This is a genomic window from Streptomyces sp. Tu6071 (assembly GCF_000213055.1).
Taxonomy (GTDB): Bacteria; Actinomycetota; Actinomycetes; order Streptomycetales; family Streptomycetaceae; genus Streptomyces; species Streptomyces evansiae.
Window position 1 is genome coordinate 6,106,242 of sequence record NZ_CM001165.1, and the last position, 19,268, is coordinate 6,125,509.

Below are 19,268 nucleotides of genomic sequence, written 5' to 3' on the forward strand. Positions count from 1 at the left end.
GCCTTACCTTCCTCGTCCGCCGCGGGAAGCCGAACGCTTCGCGGTGCTCTTCGTCGTGCGCTTCGCCGCCTTCTTGGCGGGAGCCTTCTTCGCGGCGCCCTCCTTGCGGGAGGTCGGCTTGCCCCTGAGCGCGGCGGCCTTCCGCGCACCCGGGTTGTTCGCGGGGGGCCGCTTGGCCGCCGTCTTCTTCGCCGGGGTCTTCTTCGCCGCCGCCTTCTTGGCGGGACGGCGGTGGCGGGAGGGACGGCGGGGCGCGGGCTCCTCCTCGGCCTCCTCCGCCTCCTCGGGCTCCTCCTCGTCCCGGGGTTCCTCCCCGCCCTCCTCCGGCTCCTCCTCTTCCCCGGTGTCCTCCTGCGGGGGCTCCAGGAGGGAGGCGGTACGGGCGGCGAGGGTGTCGGCGAGCGCGCTGAGGCGACGGTCGGCCGCCGTGCGCCCGGCGGCGAGCAGTTCCTCGCGCATCTGGTCGCTCAGTTCGGCGAACTGCGGGGTCTCGCGGAGCTTGCGCACGGCCGCGGTGAGGAGGTCCTGCGGGGTCAGGTTGAGGCGCTTGCCGGCGAGGCAGGAGGCGACCACGAGAGCGAGCCGTGCCTTGCGGGTGCGCCCGAGCAGATAGCCGCCGACGAGGGCGGTACCGAGTACGAGCTTGTCCGAGTCATCCATCGGGCATTCCCAAAGTCGTGGGGGACGGGGTCGTGGGGGACAGCAGGGGGGTACGGGTTTCCAGCAGGCCGAGCAGGTGGTCCTCCTCGGCCTCGAACGCGGCCTCGTCGAGCTCGCCCGCCTCGAAGGCGGAGTTGAGCGCGGCGAGGCGGGCACGGACGGCGGCGGGCGAGTACAGACGGCGCTCCGCCTCGTCGGCGATCTGCTCCGCGACCCAGGCGACGCCGCGCACGGGCGCGAGCGGCAGCAGCAGGACGCCGCTGACGAGGCCCATGTCAGGCACTCACCGGGACGGGCGGCGCGGAGACGAAGCTGTAGCAGGGCAACGGTCCGGTGAGGACGAGCGCGAGGTACGGGGCCGAGGGGCCCGCGAGCCGCGCGGCCCCGGCCCGGAAGGCGGCGAGGCGCCCGGCGTCCACGAGCCACGAGACGTTGAGCACCGTGCTCTCGTCCACGGGGCCCTCGCGGGACTCCACGGCGAGCGGTTCCAGCGCCGCGCGCACCGCGCCCGCCGCCTCGCGGGCCCGCCCGGTGAGCCCCTCGGCGACCGCGCGGCCGAGCCGCACCTCCGCCTCGTACCCGGGCCGGGCCCGGGCCTCCTCGCGCAGGCCGCGCAGCCGCGCGTCGGCGCGCAGGAGCGCGGGCACGCCCTGCTCCGAGACGGTGCCCTTGACGTTGACCTCGACGCGCCCGGTCACGCGCTCCAGCGCGGCGCGGTACCGCTCGGCGCCGCGCCGCAGGTCCGCGCGCACCGCCTCCTCGTCGGCCGCCACGACACCGAAGCGCATCGGGACGACCGGGCCGCGCGCGGCGAGCGCGTCGAGGACCCCCTGGTGGGCGAGGAGCTCGCGGCGCTTGGCGCGCAGCGGCGCGGGCGCCGGGCCCACGAGCGCGGCGAGGCCCGCGGCGCACACCGCGCGCGGCTCCCGTGCCGGGCTCCCGACACCGGTGAGACCGGCCGGGTCCGTGTCCTCGGGGACGACGGCGTAGACGTACAGGCCGGGAGCGCTCACGCGGCCTCACCCCTGCGGCGGCGTGTGGCACCTGCCGGGCGGCGGCGGGCGGGCTCGCGCTCGTACCCGCGGTCCTCCGCCCCCTCGACCCCGCCGTCGATGCCGAGCGTGTCCCTGACCTTGTCGCCGACCGAGTGCACGGCGCGCTTCGCCCCGACGCCCGCCAGCCCCGCCTTGCCCCCGGCGAACAGCTCGGGGACCGTGCGGCTGGACGGGTCGTTCGACAGGTCGACCCTGTTGCACGCCTCGGCGAAGCGCAGGTACGTGTCGACGGAGGCGACGACGACGCGGGCGTCGATCTTCAGGATCTCGATGCCGACGAGGGACACCCGCACGAAGATGTCGATGACCATGCCGCGGTCGAGGATGAGTTCGAGGACGTCGTAGAGGGTGCCCGCGCGCGGTGCGCACAGGACGGCGCCGGGATCGGCGTACTCGGTCTGGATCGTCATGGCAGGACGTGCTCCTAGGTCGGTGTGGCCCCCCGTCCGGTGTGGCCCCGGGCGGTCCGGCTCAGCCGTCGGCCCAGCCCCGGCGGAAGCGCCGGAGCCTGCGGTACTCGACGAGGCGGCCCTCCTCGTCGAGCGTCATCTCGTACGTGGCGAGCAGGCTCGTCGTGTCCGGGATGCGGAGCACCTCGACCACGTCGACCTCGACCCGCCACCCCGCCTCTCCCCGGCGCACCGCCGAGACGCCCTCGGCCTCGTGGCCGATGAGCGCCGCCAGTTCCTCGGCGGCGTCGGTGGCGATCTCGCGCAGCCGGGAGGCCGCGGCGGGGGTCTGCTGAGAGGTCTCGCCGGAGGCGGAGCGCGGAGCCCGGGACTCCTCCGCCGCCTTCGGGCGGGCGGTGCGCCCGGCCGCCCTCTTCCGGGGGCGCGTGGTCGCGGCCGTGCTCTTCGCCGTGCCCTTCGGGGGGCTCTTCGCCGTCGTCTTGGCCGTGCTCTTCGCCGTGCTCTTCGGCCGGGACGTGCCCGAGGCCGTCTTCGGCCGGGAGCTTCCCGTGCTCTTCGTGCCACCACTCCGGGTAGCTCTGCGTGTACCGCGCGCTTCCGCCATGGGGCCACGGTCCGTCATGTCCGGGCGGGCGCGCGCGGTGGAGGGCGCCATCCGGGTCGCGCGCACCTCCGGACGGTGTGTCCGGTCCGACACGCCGGGGCCGGGACCGGAGCGGGCCCCGGGCGCCGCGTCCGGGCCCCGACCCAGTAGCCTCGGGTGTCGTGAACACGGGTACGGCACAGGCGCGCGACGGCGAGGTCGTGTGCGCGGTGCGTGAGCTGGCCAAGACGTATCCGGCCCTGCGCGGGCGGCGCGGCCAGCCCCCCGCCCCCGCCGTGCGCGCCACCGACGGTGTCGACCTCGACGTCCGTCGCGGCGAGATCTTCGGCCTCCTCGGCCCCAACGGGGCGGGCAAGTCCACGCTCGTGCGGCAGCTCACCGGGCTCATGCGCCCCGACGCGGGCTCCATCCACCTCCTCGGCCACGACCTCGTGCGCCACCCCGAGCGCGCCGCGCGCCTGCTCGCCTACCTCGGGCAGGAGTCGACCGCGCTCGACGAGCTGACCGTCTCCCTGGCCGTCGAGACGACGGGCCGGCTGCGCGGCATGGACGCCACCGCGGTGCGTACGGCCCGCGAGGCGATCCTCGACGAACTCGGCCTCACCGCACTCGCCGCCCGCCCGCTCAAGAAGCTCTCCGGCGGCCAGCGGCGCCTCGCCTGCTTCGCCGCCGCGCTCGTCGGCGACCGCTCCGTCCTCGTCCTCGACGAGCCCACGACCGGCATGGACCCCGTCGCGCGCCGCGCCGTGTGGGCCGCCGTCGACCGGCGCCGCGAGGAACACGGGGTCACCGTCCTGCTCGTCACCCACAACGTCATCGAGGCGGAGACCGTGCTCGACCGGGTCGCCGTGCTCGAAGCGGGCCGCATCATCGCCTGCGACACGCCCTCCGGGCTGAAGTCCCGCGTGGCCCACGAGGTCAGGCTCGACCTCGTGTGGCGCGAGCGCGCGCCGCTCGACGTGCCCGAGGTCGCGGCGCTGCGGGCCTCGGCGACCGAGTCCGGACGACGCTGGACGCTGCGGCTCGCCCCCGACGAGGCGCGCGCGGCCGTCTCCGCCGTGACCGGGGGCGCCGCCTTCCTCGCCCTCGACGACTTCACCCTCACGACCCCCAGCCTCGAAGACGTCTACCTCTCCCTCGGCGGAAGCACGAAGGGACTGGTCAAGGCGTGAACCGGTACGGCGACAGGCCCGCGAGGCGCGGGCCGGCGAGCAACAGTCCAGCGAACAGGAGCACCCGGACCGTGACAGCCGTACCGGTGGATCTCGTGGACCCTGTCGACAACGCGAACGGCCGCCGATGAGCGCGGCCCCGATCGAGGCGGCCACCGGCACCGTGCGCACCCCAGGACCCCGCCGCGGAAGCGGGCCCACCACCGAGCCCGCGCCGCTCGCGCCGCGCGCCCGTCTGCTGCCCGCGCTCGGCGCCGTCTACCGCGCGCAGCTCTCGCGCGCCCGCGTGGCCCGTATCCCGCTGCTGTTCGTCGCGACGTTCCAGTCCGTCGGCATCATGATCCTCATGCGCGGGGTCGTCGACGGCGGGGACGAGGCCCGCGCGGTCGTCGCCGGGTCCGCCGTCCTCGTCGTCGCCTTCGTCGCGCTCAACCTCCTCGCGCAGTACTTCGGCCAGCTCCGCGCCACCGGCGGGCTCGACCACTACGCGACCCTGCCGGTGCCGCCCTCGGCCGTCGTCCTCGGCGCCGCCGGGGCGTACGCCTCCTTCACCGCGCCGGGCACGCTCGTCACCGCGCTCATCGGCTGCGGCCTCTTCGGGCTGCCCGTCACGCACGTGTGGATCCTCCTCGCCGTCGTCCCGCTCGCCGGGGCCGCGCTCGCCGGGCTCGGCGCCGCCTTCGGGCTGCTCGCGCCGCGCCCCGAACTCGCCACGCTGCTCGGCCAGCTCGGCATGTCCGCCGCGCTCCTCCTCGGCGTCCTGCCCGCCGACCACCTGCCCGAGCCGATCCAGTGGTGCCGCGACCTGCTCCCCTCGACGTACGGCGTCGAAGCCTTCGCGAGGACCTTCACGGCGCACCCCGACTGGCTCGTGGTCCTCGGCGACCTCGGCGTCTGCGCGGGGGTCGGGGTCGTCTCGCTCGCGGTGGCGACGTGGGCGTACCGGCGCGCGGCGGTCGCGGGCCCCCGCTGAACCCCCGCCGCGCCGCACAGGCCGTCCACAGCGTGCCCCGCACGGCACCCCTCGAACGGCCGTCCCCGCGCGCGTTTGGCACGATGGCCCGGTGAGCGCTCCCCAGACACCGCCCCCGGCCCCGTACGCCCCCGCGCAGCAGCCCCCCGAGAGCGGGGGAGCGCCGGTGCGGCACGGCGTCCTGCTCGCGCTCGGGCTCGTCGTGCTCGGGCTCGCCTTCGGGGCGCTGTGGCTGTGGCTCGCGCCGCGCGTGCCGCTCGTCGCGGACGGCAAGGCCGTCTACCTCAAGGACAGCGAGGGCGAGCAGCCGGTCGGCGCGGACGGCACGTTCGCCCTGATCGGCCTCGGGCTCGGCGTTCTCACGGGCCTGGCCGTCTTCCTGTGGCGCCGCGCGGGCGGCGCGGCGCTGGTCCTGGGCATGGCGGTGGGCGCCCTGCTCGGCTCAGTCGTCGCGTGGCGGCTCGGCGTGTGGCTCGGGCCGACGCAGGACGTCGTGGCCCACGCGAAGGAGGTCGGCAAGAACGTCACCTTCGACGCCCCCCTGAAGCTCGCCGCCAAGGGCACCCTCCTGGCCTGGCCCCTCGCCGCCTGCGTCGTCCACCTCCTCCTGACCGCCGCCTTCGGCCCCCGCGACCCCTCGCCGTACGGCCTGGACGGCGTCCCCGCCCGGACAACGCCGGGCGGCGAACCGAAGCGCTGGGCCGACCCGGGCACGACGGGCGGCGCGACCGGAAGCGGGGGCACGGGGCCCGAGGGCCGTGCGGGACAGGACGGTACGGGGGGTCCCGGCGCCCCGAGCCCGTACGCGCCGCCCCCGGCGGGCTGAGACACCGTCCCCGCCCGCGTCAACCCCGCCCTTTGACGGACGCCGTCCCCGCCCGCGTCACCCCCGCCCGATCGGCGCCAGCACCGCCTTCGTCAGCGTCGCCAGGTCCTCCGGGGCGAGTTCGACCTCCAGACCGCGGCGGCCCGCCGAGACGCAGATCGTGGCGTGCGCCGCGGCGGAGTCGTCGATGACCGTGGGGAGGGGCCTGCGCTGGCCCAGCGGCGAGATGCCACCCCGGACGTAGCCCGTCGTGCGCTCGGCCGCCGCCGGGTCGGCCATCACCGCGCGCTTGCCGCCCGCCGCCGTCGCGAGGGCCTTGAGGTCGAGCGTGCCCGCGACCGGGACCACCGCGACCGTCAGGGAGCCGTCCACCTCGGCCACGAGCGTCTTGAAGACGCGGTCCGGCGTCACGCCGAGCGCCTCGGCCGCCTCCTCGCCGTACGAGGGGTGCGCCGGGTCGTGCGCGTAGGCGTGCAGCACGTAGGACGTGCCCGCCCGGGCGAGCGCGACCGTCGCGGGGGTGCCGCCCGCCTGGCTCTTCTTCGTCTTCTTCGCCATCGGGTCCCTCAGTTCAGGCTGGTCGGCGTGCGCGTCAGCTCCATCGCGGGCAGCGAGGGCAGGTGCCGGATGAGCGCCGTCTCGGCGCGCAGCAGCCGCACCTCCTCGCGCAGCCGCGAACTCGTGTCCGGGGCCTGGAGCAGCCGCTGCCGCGTCGGCACGTCGAGCATCGTCGCCGCCGCCACGAGGTAGGAGACGACGGACGGCTCGTCCGGCAGCTCGGTCCCCGCCGCGAGCGTCCGCTCCCGCGCCCCCGCGAGCCGCTTCTGGTAGGCGCGAAACGCCCGCAGCACCGCCTCGGCGAGCGCCTCCGGGTCGTCCCCCGGCTCCTCGGGCAGCTCCTCCGCCTCCACCGTCAGGTACGGGCCCGAGTCGTCCACCGCGCCGAGCCTGACCCGCGTCGTCCCGGTCGTCAGGACCTCGTACCCGCCGTCGGGCCGCTCCCGCACGCTCGCCGCGTCCGCGATGCACCCGACCTCGTGGAACGCCCGCCGCGGATCGGGCCCGAAACCGGCCCCCGCCCTCGTGTCGGGCTTCGCGTCCTCGCCGGGCAGCCCCGGCAGGCTCGGCGCGACCTCCAGGCCGTCCTTGATCGCCACGACCACGAAGCGGCGCGGCTCCTCCTCCGGCAGCTCCTCCAGTTCGCGGACGAGGGTGCGATAACGCTCCTCGAAGATGTTGAGGGGAAGCACGAGCCCGGGGAAGAGCACCGAGTTCAGCGGGAAAAGAGGCAATCGGACGGTCGTCACGGCTGGCAAGCCTAATAGCCCGGGACGCCCCCGCGCGGCGCCCTCGCGCACTCCGCGCCGCGCCGCCCCCGTACCGCCCTCCCCGGACCCCGGGGCCGTGTTCCCCGAGCCCCCGTCAGGAGCCCGTGTCGCGCAGGGGAGTCGCCGCCGCGACCTCGATGCGCACCCCGTCCCGCACGTCCATGAACTGCGCGAGCGGGTCGTCCGAGAGGCGCGCCCAGGGGAGCGAGGTCACGAGCGGCCCCACCCGCCGCACCTCCTGGAACGCCGCCTCCCAGGACCGCAGCCGCACGAGTACGTACACGAGCAGATTGCGCACCTCGGCCGGCCACGGATCGCCCGCGGCGAAGCGCGCCGAGAGCGCCTGCGCCCGCTCCGCCGCCGCGAGGACGCGGCTCTCGGGGACCTCGCCCGGTCCTTCCGCGCGCAGCCACAGGTACGCGGCGCGCAGCGGCAGCGCCTGGCTCAGCGAGCCGGGCAGCGCGTCCTCGGCGGCGCGCTCGGCGAAGTCGAAGCACTCGCCGTGCGAACCGTGCCACGAGGCGGAGAGGTAGAGCAGCGCCGAGACGTGGCAGCCGTCGTGGTGCGGGCTGCGCCGCAGCGCCCGCTCCCACAGCTCCGCGAAGACGTCGTGCCCGGCGCCCGTGCCGCGCGCCCCGTCGAGCGCGAGCCGCCACGGCACCGGGTCCTCGGGCTGCGCCCCGGCCGCCGCGTCGACGAGCGGCGCGGACTCGCGCAGCAGTTCGGCGCGCGCGGGCGACTCCCAGGCGGCCTGGACGGCGAGCTGCGCGTGCAGGAGGAGCAGGTCGGGGTCGTGCGGGGCCGTCGCCGTCCAGTGCGCGTACCACTCGGGGCGGCGCGCGGCGAAGGAGGCGAGCCGCCGCACCGCGCGGTCCCGTACCTCCCACTGGCCGCGCTCCCGCGTCGTCGCGAGCAGCTTCGCCGCCGCCTCGTGGTCGCCCGCCCCCGCCGCGACGAGCGCGGGCGCGAGCCAGGGCTCGGGTGCGTCGAGCAGCAGCTCCTCGTCGGCGGGCAGCCCGTCGGAGAGCGGGGCGGTGTGCCTGGCCATCCGGGCGGCGCGGCGCAGGGCGAGCAGGGGGCGCATGGTGCGGACCATTGAAAACCGCAGGTGGGAGCGCGTCCAGAGGTAGGGGGGTGTCGCTTTGGCATCGGGGCTTACGTTGTACGGGCCGGGGTAAAGCCCTGGCAAAACCTGCGGTCCGGCCGGGGCGCCGCGCTCAGCCCTTGCGCAGCGCCCGCGTCGCCCCCGCGGCGACCGTCGTCGCGAGCATCCAGCCGAGCGCCACGAGCCCCGCCGCCGCCCACTGCGCGGCCCCCTGCATCCGCCAGAAACCTTCCTGTCCCAGGTCCATGACGGGGATGAGCAGGTCGAGCGCGAAGAGCGCCGGGTTCCACTGCGGGTGCTCGCCCGCGCGCAGCGGCGAGGGCGGCTCCCAGGAGAAGAACAGACTGCTCGCCGCCCACAGCACCCCCATCCACAGCGCCGCCCGCCCCGGCCGGTACCCGTACGCCACCGTGACGTCCTGCACGTACCCCCACAGCCGTACGGCGGGCGGCAGCGTCGCGCGCCGCGCCCGCTCCTTGGCGAGCAGCACCTGGCGCGCCTCCGGGTCCTCGCCGCCCGCGCGCAGCACGGCGGCGAGCCGCTCGTACCCCTCGGGCCGGTACTCCGGGTCGGCCGCGGCGACCCACGCGAGCCGCGCCGAGAGCGGGAAGGCCCCGACCGGCACGAGGTTCTCGTAACTGAACCCGCCCATCGCGAGCAGCCCCGCGCGCGGCCAGCTCGCCGCCCGGTCCACGAGCGTCCCGACCCGCGCCCCCGAGAGCACGACCCGCCCCCGCTCGACCCGCCGCGCGAGGAACCGCAACTCGGGCACCTGGATACGGCGCAGCGACACCTCCTGGTCGTTGTCGAGCACGAACTCCGCCTGCTCCAGGTCGACCGCGTCCCCGAACCTCCCGTCGTCGAGCCGCACCCCGCCCCGGCACTCGAAGCCCCGCACCCGCGCCCCGCGCGCCGGGGTGCTCCCGCCCGTCACCGGTGGGTCGAGCACGGCGGCCGGGGTCAGGTAGAGCGTGCGCTCCACGGTCAGCTGCGGCGCGTTGAGCGCGCGGCGCCCGTACGGGTGGCTCAGCCGCGCCCCGCGCAGGCTCAGCGAGACCCCGATCTGCGCCCCGCGCAGGCTCACCTCGCCCTCCGCCTCCAGGAGTTCCGCCTGGAGGTCCTGGCCCACGTTCAGCCCGTCGCCGAGCAGGCAGCTCCCGCGCCGGTCCGCGCGCAGCACCGCCTGGTTCAGGAGCAGGTCGGTCCCGATGTGCGCGTCCGTGAGCCGGACGCCGTGCGCGACCTGGCAGCGCGGGAGGTGGAAATCGCCCTCGGTGTGCAGCCGCGCCGCCTCCAGGCGGGGCAGCGCGCAGTCCACGAGCCGCAGCGTCGTGAACCGCGCCTCGGGCAGCAGCACCTCCTGCTCGAAGCGGCAGCCCACGAGTTCGACGTACGGGGCGACCGTGCCGCCCGCGAGGTCGAGCAGGCCCGTCACGCGCGCCCCGGCGAGCTTGAGCGAGGCGACCCGCCCGCGCAGCGGGGGCGGACAGCTCAGCAGCAGGACGCACACGACGCGCGCCCGCACCTCCCTGTCGTGCCCCCACGGCTCGGTGCCGTGCGGATCGTCCCTGACCGGGTCCCCCGTGCGCAGATCGAACATGCTGCCGTTGCGGAACGCCTGCCACAGCCCGGCCTCCGCCGGGCTCAACCACTCCGGCGGCTCGCCGCTCAGTTCCTCGATCACGGCCGGCCTCCCCTCAAGGAGTCGTCGGCGCGCACAGCCGTGCGCACACACCGTCAGGGGTCACATGCCCGCTGCGTGACGTCGTGAACGCGCACGGTGAGACGAATCGCGTGGTGGGGAGGGGTTCTTTTGTTCGGGCGGCCCGCCCGGGGGTGACGCAGGGTGCCGCCCCGGGTGTCTGCGGGTGCGCGCGGACCGCTCGCCGCCGCCCCTCCACGGCCTCGCGGACCCGCCGCACCCCGTCCCGTATCACCGAGTGATACGCGCCCGCGTGCCCCGCGCGGCGTCTGCGAGACTTGACCCCGTGATCTCTCGAATCGACCTGCGCGGTGCCGCCCTCCCCGAGGGCTCGGCGCTGCGCGAGCTGCTGCCCCGAGCCGAGTTCGACGTCGAGGCCGCCCTGGAGAAGGTGCGGCCCGTCTGCGAGGACGTGCGCCATCGGGGGTCCAGGGCGGTCATCGAGTGGGGCGAGCGCTTCGGCGACGGGACACCGGCGCACCTGCGGGTGCCGAGGGCCGAGATCGAGAAGGCCCGCGCCGCGCTCGATCCCGAGGTCGAGGCCGCGCTCGTCGAGTCGATCCGCCGCGCCCGCCTCGTCCACCGCGAGCAGCGCCGTACCGACGTCACCACCCAGGTCGTCCCCGGCGGCACCGTCACCGAGAAGTGGGTGCCCGTCGAGCGCGTCGGGCTCTACGTGCCCGGCGGGCGCTCGGTCTACCCCTCCTCCGTCGTCATGAACGTCGTGCCCGCGCAGGAGGCCGGGGTCGAGGGCATCGCCGTCGCCTCGCCCGCCCAGCCCGAGTTCGGCGGGCTCCCGCACCCGACGATCCTCGCCGCCTGCGCCCTCCTCGGCGTCGACGAGGTGTACGCGGCCGGCGGCGCCCAGGCCGTCGCGATGTTCGCCTACGGCACGCACGGCCCCGAGGACCCCGAGGGCTGCCGCCCCGTGAACCTCGTCACCGGGCCCGGCAACATCTACGTCGCCGCCGCGAAGCGCCTGCTCAAGGGCCGTATCGGTATCGACGCCGAGGCGGGCCCGACCGAGATCGCGATCCTCGCCGACGCGAGCGCCGACCCCGTGCACGTCGCCGCCGACCTCATCAGCCAGGCCGAGCACGACCCCATGGCCGCCTCCGTCCTCGTCACCGACTCGCCCGCGCTCGCCGAGGCCACCGAGCTGGAGCTGTCCCGCCAGGTCGCCGCGACCAAGCACCGCGCCGAGCGCGTCGAACCCGCCCTCGCCGGGCGCCAGTCCGCGCTCGTCCTCGTCAACGACCTCGCCGACGGGCTCACCGTCGTGGACGCCTACGCCGCCGAGCACCTGGAGATCCAGACCGCCGACGCCGCCGCCGTCGCCGCCCGGGTCCGCAACGCGGGCGCGATCTTCGTCGGCCCCTGGGCGCCCGTCTCGCTCGGCGACTACTGCGCCGGGTCGAACCACGTGCTGCCCACCGGCGGCTGCGCCTGCCACTCCTCGGGCCTGTCCGTGCAGTCCTTCCTGCGCGGCATCCACATCGTCGACTACAGCCGCGACGCCCTCGCCGAGGTCGCCCACCACGTCGTGACCCTCGCCGAGGCCGAGGACCTGCCCGCGCACGGCGCCGCCGTGACCGCCCGCTTCGAGGGGCAGGTGCCGCGCGCGTGACGACGAACCGCCTCGACGCCCTCCCGCTCCGCCCCGAACTGCGCGGCAAGAGCCCCTACGGCGCGCCCCAGCTCGACGTGCCCGTCCGCCTCAACACCAACGAGAACCCGTACCCGCTCCCCGACGCGCTCGTCGCGCGTATCGCCGAGCGCGTCGCCGAGGCCGCCCGTGACCTCAACCGCTACCCGGACCGCGACGCCGTCGAGCTGCGCACCGCGCTCGCCGCGTACCTCTCCCGCGACGGCTTCGAGGTCACCACCGAGCAGGTGTGGGCGGCGAACGGCTCCAACGAGGTCATCCAGCAGCTCCTCCAGGTCTTCGGCGGCCCCGGGCGGCTCGCGATCGGCTTCGAGCCCTCCTACTCGATGCACGGCCTCATCGCCCGCGGCACCAGCACCGAGTGGGTCTCCGGGCCCCGCCGCGCGGACTTCACGATCGACACCGAGGCCGCCGTCGCCGCGCTCGCGACGCACCGCCCCGACGTCGTCTTCATCACCTCGCCCAACAACCCGACCGGCACGGCGGTGGACCGCGAGACCGTCGTCGCCCTCTACGAGGCCGCGCAGGCCGTCAAGCCGACGGTCGTCGTCGTCGACGAGGCGTACGTCGAGTTCAGCCACGCCGACTCGCTGCTCCCGCTCCTCGACGGCCGCCCGCTGCTCGTGGTCTCGCGCACCATGTCGAAGGCGTTCGGCGCCGCCGGGCTCCGCCTCGGCTACCTCGCCGCCGACCCCGCCGTGGTCGACGCGGTCCAGCTCGTACGCCTCCCGTACCACCTCTCCGCCGTCACCCAGGCCACCGCGCTCGCCGCGCTGGAGCACACCGATACGCTGCTCGGGTACGTCGAGCAGCTCAAGGCGGAGCGCGACCGGCTCGTCACCGAGCTGACCGCGCTCGGCTTCGACGTGACCCCCTCCGACGCGAACTTCGTGCAGTTCGGGGTCTTCGACGGGCCCGGCGGGGCGCACGCCGCCTGGCAGTACATCCTCGACCGGGGCGTCCTGGTCAGGGACAACGGCGTACCGGGGCGACTGCGGGTCTCGACCGGGACCCCCGCCGAGAACGACGCGTTCCTCGACGCGGTACGCGGACTGAAGAAGGAGCACAGCGCATGAGCCGCACGGGCCGGGTGGAGCGCACCACCAAGGAGACCTCCGTGCTGGTCGAGATCGACCTCGACGGAACCGGGAAAACCGACATCTCGACGGGTGTCGGCTTCTACGACCACATGCTCGACCAGCTCGGCAGGCACGGCCTGTTCGACCTCGTCGTACGCACCGAGGGCGATCTGCACATCGACACGCACCACACCATCGAGGACACCGCGCTCGCCCTCGGCGCCGCCTTCAAGCAGGCCCTCGGCGACAAGGTCGGCATCTACCGCTTCGGCAACTGCACGGTGCCGCTCGACGAATCCCTCGCACAGGTCACCGTCGACCTCTCCGGGCGCCCCTACCTCGTGCACACCGAGCCCGAGCACATGGCCCCGATGATCGGCGCCTACGACACGACGATGACCCGGCACATCCTGGAGTCCTTCGTCGCGCAGGCCCAGGTCGCCCTGCACGTCCACGTGCCCTACGGGCGCAACGCGCACCACGTCGTCGAGTGCCAGTTCAAGGCACTCGCCCGCGCCCTGCGCTACGCCAGCGAACCCGACCCGCGCGCCGCGGGCATCCTCCCCTCCACGAAGGGCGCCCTGTGAACGGCACCTCCACGCTTCTGATCATCATCGGCCTGTTCCTCGCCGGGGGCGTCTGGTCCTTCGTCAAGCAGGGCATGCCGAAGAGCCTGCTCGCGATGCTGTCCGTCGGCGCCGGGGTCTTCCTGATCGCGGGCGTCCTCAACCTGACGGTGTGAGCGCCCCATGACCACGAAGAAGAAGGTCGTCGTCCTCGACTACGGCTTCGGCAACGTCCGCTCCGCCGAGCGCGCCGTCGCCCGGACCGGCGCCGAGGTCGAGATCAGCAGCGACTACGACGCCGCGATGGCCGCCGACGGCCTCCTCGTCCCCGGCGTCGGCGCCTTCGCCGCCTGCATGGCCGGGCTCAGGGCCGCGCGCGGGGACTGGATCGTCGACCGCCGCCTCACCGGGGGCCGCCCCGTCCTCGGCATCTGCGTCGGCATGCAGATCCTCTTCGGCCGCGGCATCGAGCACGGCGTCGAGACCGAGGGACTCGACGAGTGGCCCGGCACGGTCGGCCCGCTCAAGGCCGACGTCGTCCCGCACATGGGCTGGAACACCGTCGAAGCCCCCGCCGACAGCGCCATGTTCGCCGGCCTCGGCCCCGAGGAGCGCTACTACTTCGTGCACTCCTACGCCGTCCACGACTGGACCCTCGACGTCACCAACCCCCACCTGCGCGCCCCCCTCGTGACCTGGACCACGCACGGCGAACGCTTCGTCTCCGCCGTCGAGAACGGCCCCCTGTGGGCCACCCAGTTCCACCCCGAGAAGTCCGGCGACGCCGGAGCCCAGCTCCTCACCAACTGGATCGAGACCCTCTGACCATGGCCCAGCAGCTCGCACTCCTCCCCGCCGTCGACGTCCGCGACGGCCAGGCCGTGCGCCTCGTGCACGGCGAGTCCGGTACGGAGACCTCCTACGGCTCCCCCCTCGAAGCCGCCCTCGCGTGGCAGTCGGCGGGCGCCGAGTGGCTGCATCTCGTCGACCTCGACGCCGCCTTCGGCACCGGCGACAACCGCGCGCTCGTCGCCGAGGTGACCGCCGCCATGGACATCCGGGTCGAACTCTCCGGCGGCATCCGCGACGACGACACCCTCGCCGCGGCTCTCGCCACCGGCTGCACCCGCGTCAACCTCGGCACCGCCGCCCTGGAGACCCCCGAGTGGGTCGCCAAGGTCATCGCCGAGCACGGCGACCGGATCGCCGTCGGGCTCGACGTGCGCGGCACGACGCTCCGCGGGCGCGGCTGGACCCGCGACGGCGGCGACCTCTACGAGACCCTCGCGCGCCTCGACGCCGAGGGCTGCGCCCGCTACGTCGTCACCGACATCGCCAAGGACGGCACCCTCAAGGGCCCCAACCTCGACCTCCTGCGCGGCGTCTGCGCCGCGACGGACCGCCCCGTCGTCGCCTCCGGCGGCGTCGCCACCCTCGACGACCTGCGCGCGCTCAGCACGCTCGTCCCCGAGGGCGTCGAGGGCGCGATCGTCGGCAAGGCGCTCTACGCCAAGGCGTTCACGCTGGAGGAGGCGCTCGACGTGGTGAGGCAGGCGTGAGCGGCGAGGTGCGCAGGATCTCCTCCGGGGGCCCCTACGAGGACGCGATCGGCTACTCGCGCGCCGTCGCCCTCCCCAACGGCCTCGTCCTGGTCTCCGGGTGCACGGGCATAGAGGCCGGGCGCCTCGTCGCGGGCGGCCCCTACGAGCAGGCCCGCGCCGCCCTCGCGACGGCGCTCGACGCGCTCGGCCGCCTCGGCCTCACCGCCGCCGACGTCGTCCGCACCCGCATGTACGTCGTGCACGGCGGCGACACCGCCGAGGTCGGCCGCGCGCACGCCGACGTCTTCGGCGAGGTCCGCCCCGCCGCGAGCCTCGTCCTCGTCGCCGGGCTCATCGACCCGGAGATGTCGGTCGAGATCGAGGTCGAGGCGTACCGGGCCCCCGAGGGGGGCGCATGAGCCTCGCCGTACGCGTGATCCCCTGCCTCGACGTGGACGCGGGGCGTGTCGTCAAGGGCGTCAACTTCGAGAACCTGCGCGACGCGGGCGACCCCGTCGAACTCGCCAAGCTCTACGACGCCCAGGGCGCCGACGAGCTGACGTTCCTCGACATCACCGCCTCGTCCGGCTCGCGCGAGACGACGTACGACGTCGTGCGCCGCACCGCCGAACAGGTCTTCATCCCGCTCACGGTCGGCGGCGGCGTCCGCACCGCCGAGGACGTGGACCGGCTACTGCGCGCGGGCGCCGACAAGGTCGGCGTCAACACGGCGGCGATCAACCGCCCCGAGCTGATCCGCGAGATCGCCGAGCGCTTCGGCCGCCAGGTCCTCGTCCTCTCCGTGGACGCCCGCCGCCGCACCGACGGGACCCCGGGCTACGAGGTGACGACCCACGGTGGGCGCACGGGCACCGGGCTCGACGCGCTCGCGTGGGCGGAGCGCGCCGCGGAGCTGGGCGCGGGCGAGATCCTGCTCAACTCCATGGACGCGGACGGCACCAAGGACGGCTACGACCTGGAGATGATCACCGAGGTCCGCCGCCGCGTCGACGTCCCCGTCATCGCGAGCGGCGGCGCGGGAAAACTCGCCGACTTCGTCCCCGCCGTCGAAGCGGGCGCCGACGCGGTCCTCGCGGCCTCCGTCTTCCACTTCGGCGACCTGCGCGTCGACGAGGTCAAAACCGCGATGCGCGCCGCGGGCCTGCCGGTGCGCTGACACGTCGGCCAGGCCGCCCCGCCCCCCAGAGGGGCCCGCGCGGGGCGGCAGCCGCTCAGAACCCCAGCTTGTCCGTCTCCGAGACCGCCGTGACCGCCGCCTTCTCGCCCTCAAGCTGGACGTCCGCCTGCTCCTGGCGGCCGAAGAGGAAGAGGGTCAGCTCGCCCGGCTCGCCCGTCACCGTCACGACCGGGGTCTCGCGGTTGGCGACCGCCGTGCGGCCGTCGGGCAGGCGCAGCACGAGGCCGACCGGGGAGCGCCGGGCGAGGGGGCGCGCCATCTTCTCCAGGCGCGTCCACAGCGTCCCGGCGAAGACCGGGTCGAGCGTGCGCGGCGTCCAGTCGGGCTGGGCCCGGCGGACGTCCTCGGAGTGGACGAAGAACTCGACGGCGTTCGCCAGCTCGTCGACCTGCTTGAGCTTGAACGGCGAGTACTTCTGCGGGCCCGTGCGGATGAGCTGGAGCAGCTCCTCGTACGGCTTCTCCGCGAACTCCGCCTGCACCCGCTCCAGGCGCGGGGCGAGCGCCTTGACGAACATGCCCCCCGCCGCGTCCGGGCGCCGCTCGCGCACCACCACATGGGCGGCCAGGTCCCGCGTGAGCCACCCCTCGCACAGGGTCGGCGCGGTGGGACCCGACGCCTCCAACAGATCGGCCAGAAGCAGCCGTTCACGCTTCGCATGACTGGACATAGAGGTCAGCCTAGCCCGGTACGGTGCCCGGCAAACGCCCCGCGCCCGCACGCGCCGCGCTGCGCGACAATGGCGGTATGAACAGTACGGCCGACAGCCCCCTCGACCCGGACCTCGCCCGGCGCCTCAAGCGGACGGCGGACGGGCTCGTGCCCGCCGTCGCCCAGCAGTACGACACCGGCGAGGTGCTCATGCTCGGGTGGATGGACGACGAGGCGCTGCGCCGCACCCTCACCACCGGGCGCTGCACCTACTGGTCGCGCTCGCGCCAGGAGTACTGGGTCAAGGGCGACACCTCCGGGCACGTCCAGCACGTCAAGTCGGTGGCCCTCGACTGCGACGGCGACACGCTCCTCGTCAAGGTCGACCAGGTGGGCGCCGCCTGCCACACGGGCGACCGCACGTGCTTCGACGCGGACGTGCTGCTCCGCGAGGACACCTGACCCGAGCGGCCCCCGCAGGCCAGTAGGGTCCTGCCCCATGGACCTCGCAGCCTTCCGCGCTCTCGCCGCCGACCGGCGTGTCATCCCCGTCAGCCGCACCCTCCTCGCCGACGGCGACACCCCGGTCGGCCTCTACCGCAAGCTCGCCGCCGAGCGCCCCGGCACCTTCCTGCTCGAATCGGCCGAGAGCGCCGGGCAGTCCTGGTCCCGCTACTCCTTCATCGGCGTCCGCAGCGCCGCCGTGCTCAGCGAGAAGGACGGTCAGGCGCACTGGACGGGCACCCCGCCCGTCGGCGTCCCCACCGAGGGCGACCCGCTCGCGGCCCTGCGCGCCACCGTCGAGACCCTGCACACCCCTCGCGACCTCGCTCCCGGACTGCCGCCCTTCACCGGCGGCATGGTCGGCTACCTCGGCTACGACGTCGTCCGCCGCCTGGAGAAGCTCCCCGAGGACACGCCCGACGAACTCGGCCTGCCCGAGCTGACCATGCTCCTCACCTCCGACCTCGCCGTCCTCGACCACTGGAACGGCACCGTCCGGCTCATCGCCAACGCCATCAACCACAACGACCTCGCGACCGGTGTCGACGAGGCGTACGCGGACGCCGTCGCCCGCATCGACGCGATGGAGGCCGACCTGCGCCGCCCCCTCGCCTCCGAGCCCGCGGCCCTCCCCGAGTCCGCGCTCCCGGAGTACACCGCGCGCTGGGGCGGCCCCGACTTCCGTACCGCCGTCGACACGATCAAGGAGCGCATCCGCGCCGGGGAAGCCTTCCAGGTCGTGCCCTCGCAGCGCTTCGAGACCCCGTGCGCCGCGAGCGCCCTCGACGTCTACCGCGTCCTGCGCGCCACCAACCCCTCGCCGTACATGTACCTCCTGCGCCTCGACGGCTTCGACATCGTCGGCTCCAGCCCCGAGGCGCTCGTCAAGGTCGAGGACGGCCGCGCCATGGTCCACCCCATCGCGGGCACGAGGCCGCGCGGCGCGAGCCCGCAGGAGGACCGCGAACTCGGCGAGGAACTGCTCAAGGACCCCAAGGAGCGCGCCGAGCACCTCATGCTCGTCGACCTGGGCCGCAACGACCTCGGCCGCGTCTGCGCGCCCGGCAGCGTCGAGGTCGTCGACTTCATGTCCGTCGAGCGGTACTCGCACGTCATGCACATCGTCTCGACCGTCACCGGGCAGGTCGCCGAGGGCCGCACCGCCTTCGACGTCCTCACCTCCTGCTTCCCCGCCGGGACCCTCTCGGGCGCCCCCAAGCCGCGCGCCCTCGAGATCATCGACGAGCTGGAGCCCTCGCGGCGCGGCGTCTACGGCGGCGCCGTCGGCTACCTCGACTTCGCGGGCGACTCGGACACCGCGATCGCGATCCGCACCGCCGTGCTCCGCGAGGGCACCGCGTACGTGCAGGCCGGGGCCGGGGTCGTCGCCGACTCGGACCCGCTCGCCGAGGACCAGGAGTGCCGCAACAAGGCCGCCGCCGTGCTCCGCGCCGTCCACAGCGCCGACCGCCTGCGGGCCGCGCGGGGCGGTGAGGGATAGTGGACGGGTGACTGCTGTCCCGCATCCCCGTACCGACGCGCCGCCCGCGCCCGCGAGCCCGGCGGCTCCCGCGAGCGCGCGCGCCCAGCGCGGCGCGCGCCGGAGCCTCGCCGCCGCGCTCGTGCTCGGCGCCGCGGGTGCCGCGCTCGCCCTCCTGTGTTCGCGCCAGACCTGGGCGCACGGCACCGCGACCGTCGTGGGCGGCACCCTGCCGCTCTCGGTGAAGGGCGGCGACGTCACCGGCGCCCCCGCGGCCCTCGCCATCGTCGGCCTCGCCTCGCTCTTCGCCGTCTTCGCCGTCCGCCACGCCGGCCGCGTCTTCGTCGCGGCGCTCCTCGCGCTCAGCGGCGTCGGCACCGTCGTCGCCGGCGTCCTCGGCGCCCGCGACCACGGCGCGCTCGACGACAAGGCCGCCGAAGCCTCCGGGCACGCGGCGGCCACCGTCCACGCCTTCAGCGCCACCGCCTGGCCCTGGGTCTCCACGGGCGCCGGAGCCCTCCTCCTCGTCGCGGGTGTCCTCGCGCTGCTCCACGGCCGCCGCTGGCCCGCGATGTCCGGACGGTACGAGCGCGGGGGCGCCGCGCCCCGGCCCCGCGCCCCGCGCCGCGCGCTCGACCCGGACCGCCCCGAGGACCTGTGGAAGGCCATCGACCGGGGCGAGGACCCCACGGGCGAGCGCTGAGCCGCGCGGCTCAGGGGCCCACCCCGGTGAGCGTCCCCGGGCCCG

At 75.1% G+C, this 19,268-nt stretch carries 24 protein-coding genes; 14 read left to right on the plus strand and 10 right to left on the minus strand.

Features of this window, described 5'->3' with window-relative positions; all coding sequences use genetic code 11:
• Positions 1–3: 3 nt before the first annotated feature.
• From STTU_RS25815 to gvpO, 5 genes are all read right to left on the minus strand, one after another.
• On the minus strand, positions 4–660 hold the full coding sequence (locus STTU_RS25815) for a hypothetical protein (protein WP_043256357.1): 657 nt from the start codon (positions 658–660) through the stop codon (positions 4–6).
• A complete protein-coding gene (locus tag STTU_RS25820; protein ID WP_007828300.1) occupies positions 653–934 on the minus strand; it encodes a gas vesicle protein GvpG in 282 nt (93 codons plus the stop codon). Before STTU_RS25820 ends, STTU_RS25815 begins: the two co-directional genes overlap by 8 nt.
• 1 nt (position 935) lies before the next feature.
• On the minus strand, positions 936–1,673 hold the full coding sequence (locus tag STTU_RS25825) for a GvpL/GvpF family gas vesicle protein (protein WP_043256359.1): 738 nt from the start codon (positions 1,671–1,673) through the stop codon (positions 936–938).
• Positions 1,670–2,125 carry a gas vesicle protein GvpJ gene (gene gvpJ, locus STTU_RS25830; RefSeq protein WP_007828302.1) on the minus strand — a complete coding sequence of 152 codons (456 nt, stop codon included), beginning with the start codon at positions 2,123–2,125 and terminating at the stop codon, positions 1,670–1,672. The genes STTU_RS25825 and gvpJ overlap by 4 nt, the downstream gene beginning before the upstream one ends.
• A 61-nt stretch (positions 2,126–2,186) precedes the next feature.
• Positions 2,187–2,729 carry a gas vesicle protein GvpO gene (gene gvpO / locus STTU_RS36265; protein WP_007828303.1) on the minus strand — a complete coding sequence of 181 codons (543 nt, stop codon included), beginning with the start codon at positions 2,727–2,729 and terminating at the stop codon, positions 2,187–2,189.
• Between the two features lie 161 nt (positions 2,730–2,890).
• On the opposite strand from gvpO, the gene STTU_RS25840 reads away from it, so the two are divergent.
• The 3 genes from STTU_RS25840 to STTU_RS25850 all read left to right on the plus strand — a co-directional run bounded on the left by STTU_RS25840 (position 2,891) and on the right by STTU_RS25850 (position 5,700).
• Complete coding sequence (locus STTU_RS25840; RefSeq protein ID WP_007828304.1) at positions 2,891–3,901, plus strand: ABC transporter ATP-binding protein; 1,011 nt, start codon at positions 2,891–2,893, stop codon at positions 3,899–3,901.
• A gap of 127 nt (positions 3,902–4,028) precedes the next feature.
• Positions 4,029–4,874 (plus strand): ABC transporter permease, encoded by an 846-nt coding sequence (locus STTU_RS25845; RefSeq protein WP_007828310.1) that lies wholly within the window; start codon positions 4,029–4,031, stop codon positions 4,872–4,874.
• Positions 4,875–4,965: 91 nt separating this feature from the next.
• Positions 4,966–5,700, plus strand: coding sequence for an ABC transporter permease (locus STTU_RS25850; protein ID WP_420713565.1), 735 nt, complete (start codon positions 4,966–4,968; stop codon positions 5,698–5,700).
• 57 nt (positions 5,701–5,757) lie between these two features.
• Here the strand turns inward: STTU_RS25850 and ybaK are convergent, their stop codons facing one another.
• The 4 genes from ybaK to STTU_RS25870 form a co-directional block, all read right to left on the minus strand.
• A complete protein-coding gene (gene ybaK / locus STTU_RS25855; protein ID WP_007828313.1) occupies positions 5,758–6,258 on the minus strand; it encodes a Cys-tRNA(Pro) deacylase in 501 nt (166 codons plus the stop codon).
• An 8-nt stretch (positions 6,259–6,266) separates the two neighbouring features.
• Positions 6,267–7,007, minus strand: a complete 741-nt coding sequence (locus STTU_RS25860; RefSeq protein ID WP_009064331.1) for an LON peptidase substrate-binding domain-containing protein — start codon at positions 7,005–7,007, stop codon at positions 6,267–6,269.
• 115 nt (positions 7,008–7,122) lie between these two features.
• Positions 7,123–8,112, minus strand: a complete 990-nt coding sequence (locus STTU_RS25865; RefSeq protein WP_052862544.1) for a hypothetical protein — start codon at positions 8,110–8,112, stop codon at positions 7,123–7,125.
• A 133-nt stretch (positions 8,113–8,245) separates the two neighbouring features.
• The gene (locus STTU_RS25870; protein WP_007828324.1) at positions 8,246–9,817 is read right to left on the minus strand and encodes a hypothetical protein; all 1,572 of its coding nucleotides are present in this window, start codon (positions 9,815–9,817) and stop codon (positions 8,246–8,248) included.
• 304 nt (positions 9,818–10,121) lie between these two features.
• Between STTU_RS25870 and hisD the strand changes: the two genes are divergently transcribed.
• The 8 genes from hisD to hisF are packed head-to-tail and all read left to right on the plus strand — an operon-like array spanning position 10,122 to position 15,864.
• Positions 10,122–11,462: a histidinol dehydrogenase gene (hisD, locus tag STTU_RS25875; RefSeq protein ID WP_007828336.1), complete on the plus strand. Its 1,341-nt coding sequence runs from the start codon at positions 10,122–10,124 to the stop codon at positions 11,460–11,462.
• Entirely contained in the window at positions 11,459–12,577 is a 1,119-nt protein-coding gene (locus STTU_RS25880) for a histidinol-phosphate transaminase (protein WP_043256361.1), read from the plus strand. Before hisD ends, STTU_RS25880 begins: the two co-directional genes overlap by 4 nt.
• On the plus strand, positions 12,574–13,167 hold the full coding sequence (gene hisB, locus STTU_RS25885) for an imidazoleglycerol-phosphate dehydratase HisB (protein ID WP_043256363.1): 594 nt from the start codon (positions 12,574–12,576) through the stop codon (positions 13,165–13,167). The genes STTU_RS25880 and hisB overlap by 4 nt, the downstream gene beginning before the upstream one ends.
• Positions 13,164–13,322, plus strand: a complete 159-nt coding sequence (locus STTU_RS35065) for a hypothetical protein (RefSeq protein WP_010277019.1) — start codon at positions 13,164–13,166, stop codon at positions 13,320–13,322. The genes hisB and STTU_RS35065 overlap by 4 nt, the downstream gene beginning before the upstream one ends.
• Positions 13,323–13,329: 7 nt before the next feature.
• The gene (gene hisH, locus STTU_RS25895) at positions 13,330–13,971 is read left to right on the plus strand and encodes an imidazole glycerol phosphate synthase subunit HisH (RefSeq protein WP_007828342.1); all 642 of its coding nucleotides are present in this window, start codon (positions 13,330–13,332) and stop codon (positions 13,969–13,971) included.
• Between the two features lie 2 nt (positions 13,972–13,973).
• Positions 13,974–14,705 carry a bifunctional 1-(5-phosphoribosyl)-5-((5-phosphoribosylamino)methylideneamino)imidazole-4-carboxamide isomerase/phosphoribosylanthranilate isomerase PriA gene (priA, locus tag STTU_RS25900; protein ID WP_007828344.1) on the plus strand — a complete coding sequence of 244 codons (732 nt, stop codon included), beginning with the start codon at positions 13,974–13,976 and terminating at the stop codon, positions 14,703–14,705.
• Entirely contained in the window at positions 14,702–15,106 is a 405-nt protein-coding gene (locus STTU_RS25905; protein WP_043256365.1) for a Rid family hydrolase, read from the plus strand. The genes priA and STTU_RS25905 overlap by 4 nt, the downstream gene beginning before the upstream one ends.
• Entirely contained in the window at positions 15,103–15,864 is a 762-nt protein-coding gene (hisF, locus tag STTU_RS25910; RefSeq protein ID WP_009064312.1) for an imidazole glycerol phosphate synthase subunit HisF, read from the plus strand. The genes STTU_RS25905 and hisF overlap by 4 nt, the downstream gene beginning before the upstream one ends.
• A gap of 55 nt (positions 15,865–15,919) precedes the next feature.
• On the opposite strand, the gene STTU_RS25915 is transcribed toward hisF, so the two are convergent.
• Positions 15,920–16,555 (minus strand): TIGR03085 family metal-binding protein, encoded by a 636-nt coding sequence (locus STTU_RS25915; RefSeq protein ID WP_007828356.1) that lies wholly within the window; start codon positions 16,553–16,555, stop codon positions 15,920–15,922.
• Positions 16,556–16,632: 77 nt separating this feature from the next.
• On the opposite strand from STTU_RS25915, the gene hisI reads away from it, so the two are divergent.
• From hisI to STTU_RS25930, 3 genes are read left to right on the plus strand one after another with little or no spacing between them, the layout of a single operon-like run.
• The gene (gene hisI / locus STTU_RS25920; RefSeq protein ID WP_007828358.1) at positions 16,633–16,998 is read left to right on the plus strand and encodes a phosphoribosyl-AMP cyclohydrolase; all 366 of its coding nucleotides are present in this window, start codon (positions 16,633–16,635) and stop codon (positions 16,996–16,998) included.
• A 37-nt stretch (positions 16,999–17,035) separates the two neighbouring features.
• Positions 17,036–18,541, plus strand: coding sequence for an anthranilate synthase component I (locus STTU_RS25925; RefSeq protein ID WP_007828360.1), 1,506 nt, complete (start codon positions 17,036–17,038; stop codon positions 18,539–18,541).
• A 7-nt stretch (positions 18,542–18,548) separates the two neighbouring features.
• Complete coding sequence (locus STTU_RS25930) at positions 18,549–19,223, plus strand: TIGR02234 family membrane protein (protein ID WP_007828362.1); 675 nt, start codon at positions 18,549–18,551, stop codon at positions 19,221–19,223.
• Positions 19,224–19,268: the final 45 nt, after the last annotated feature.

Coding starts and splice junctions, on each gene's coding strand:
- hisI (WP_007828358.1), top strand. CDS start 16,633: ATGAACAGTACGGCCGACAGCCCCCTCGACCCGGACCTCGCCCGGCGC.
- priA (WP_007828344.1), top strand. CDS start 13,974: ATGGCCCAGCAGCTCGCACTCCTCCCCGCCGTCGACGTCCGCGACGGC.
- STTU_RS25865 (WP_052862544.1), bottom strand. CDS start 8,112: ATGCGCCCCCTGCTCGCCCTGCGCCGCGCCGCCCGGATGGCCAGGCAC.
- hisB (WP_043256363.1), top strand. CDS start 12,574: ATGAGCCGCACGGGCCGGGTGGAGCGCACCACCAAGGAGACCTCCGTG.
- STTU_RS25845 (WP_007828310.1), top strand. CDS start 4,029: ATGAGCGCGGCCCCGATCGAGGCGGCCACCGGCACCGTGCGCACCCCA.
- hisH (WP_007828342.1), top strand. CDS start 13,330: ATGACCACGAAGAAGAAGGTCGTCGTCCTCGACTACGGCTTCGGCAAC.
- STTU_RS25925 (WP_007828360.1), top strand. CDS start 17,036: ATGGACCTCGCAGCCTTCCGCGCTCTCGCCGCCGACCGGCGTGTCATC.
- STTU_RS25820 (WP_007828300.1), bottom strand. CDS start 934: ATGGGCCTCGTCAGCGGCGTCCTGCTGCTGCCGCTCGCGCCCGTGCGC.
- gvpJ (WP_007828302.1), bottom strand. CDS start 2,125: ATGACGATCCAGACCGAGTACGCCGATCCCGGCGCCGTCCTGTGCGCA.
- hisF (WP_009064312.1), top strand. CDS start 15,103: ATGAGCCTCGCCGTACGCGTGATCCCCTGCCTCGACGTGGACGCGGGG.
- gvpO (WP_007828303.1), bottom strand. CDS start 2,729: ATGGCGGAAGCGCGCGGTACACGCAGAGCTACCCGGAGTGGTGGCACG.
- STTU_RS25815 (WP_043256357.1), bottom strand. CDS start 660: ATGGATGACTCGGACAAGCTCGTACTCGGTACCGCCCTCGTCGGCGGC.
- ybaK (WP_007828313.1), bottom strand. CDS start 6,258: ATGGCGAAGAAGACGAAGAAGAGCCAGGCGGGCGGCACCCCCGCGACG.
- STTU_RS25915 (WP_007828356.1), bottom strand. CDS start 16,555: ATGTCCAGTCATGCGAAGCGTGAACGGCTGCTTCTGGCCGATCTGTTG.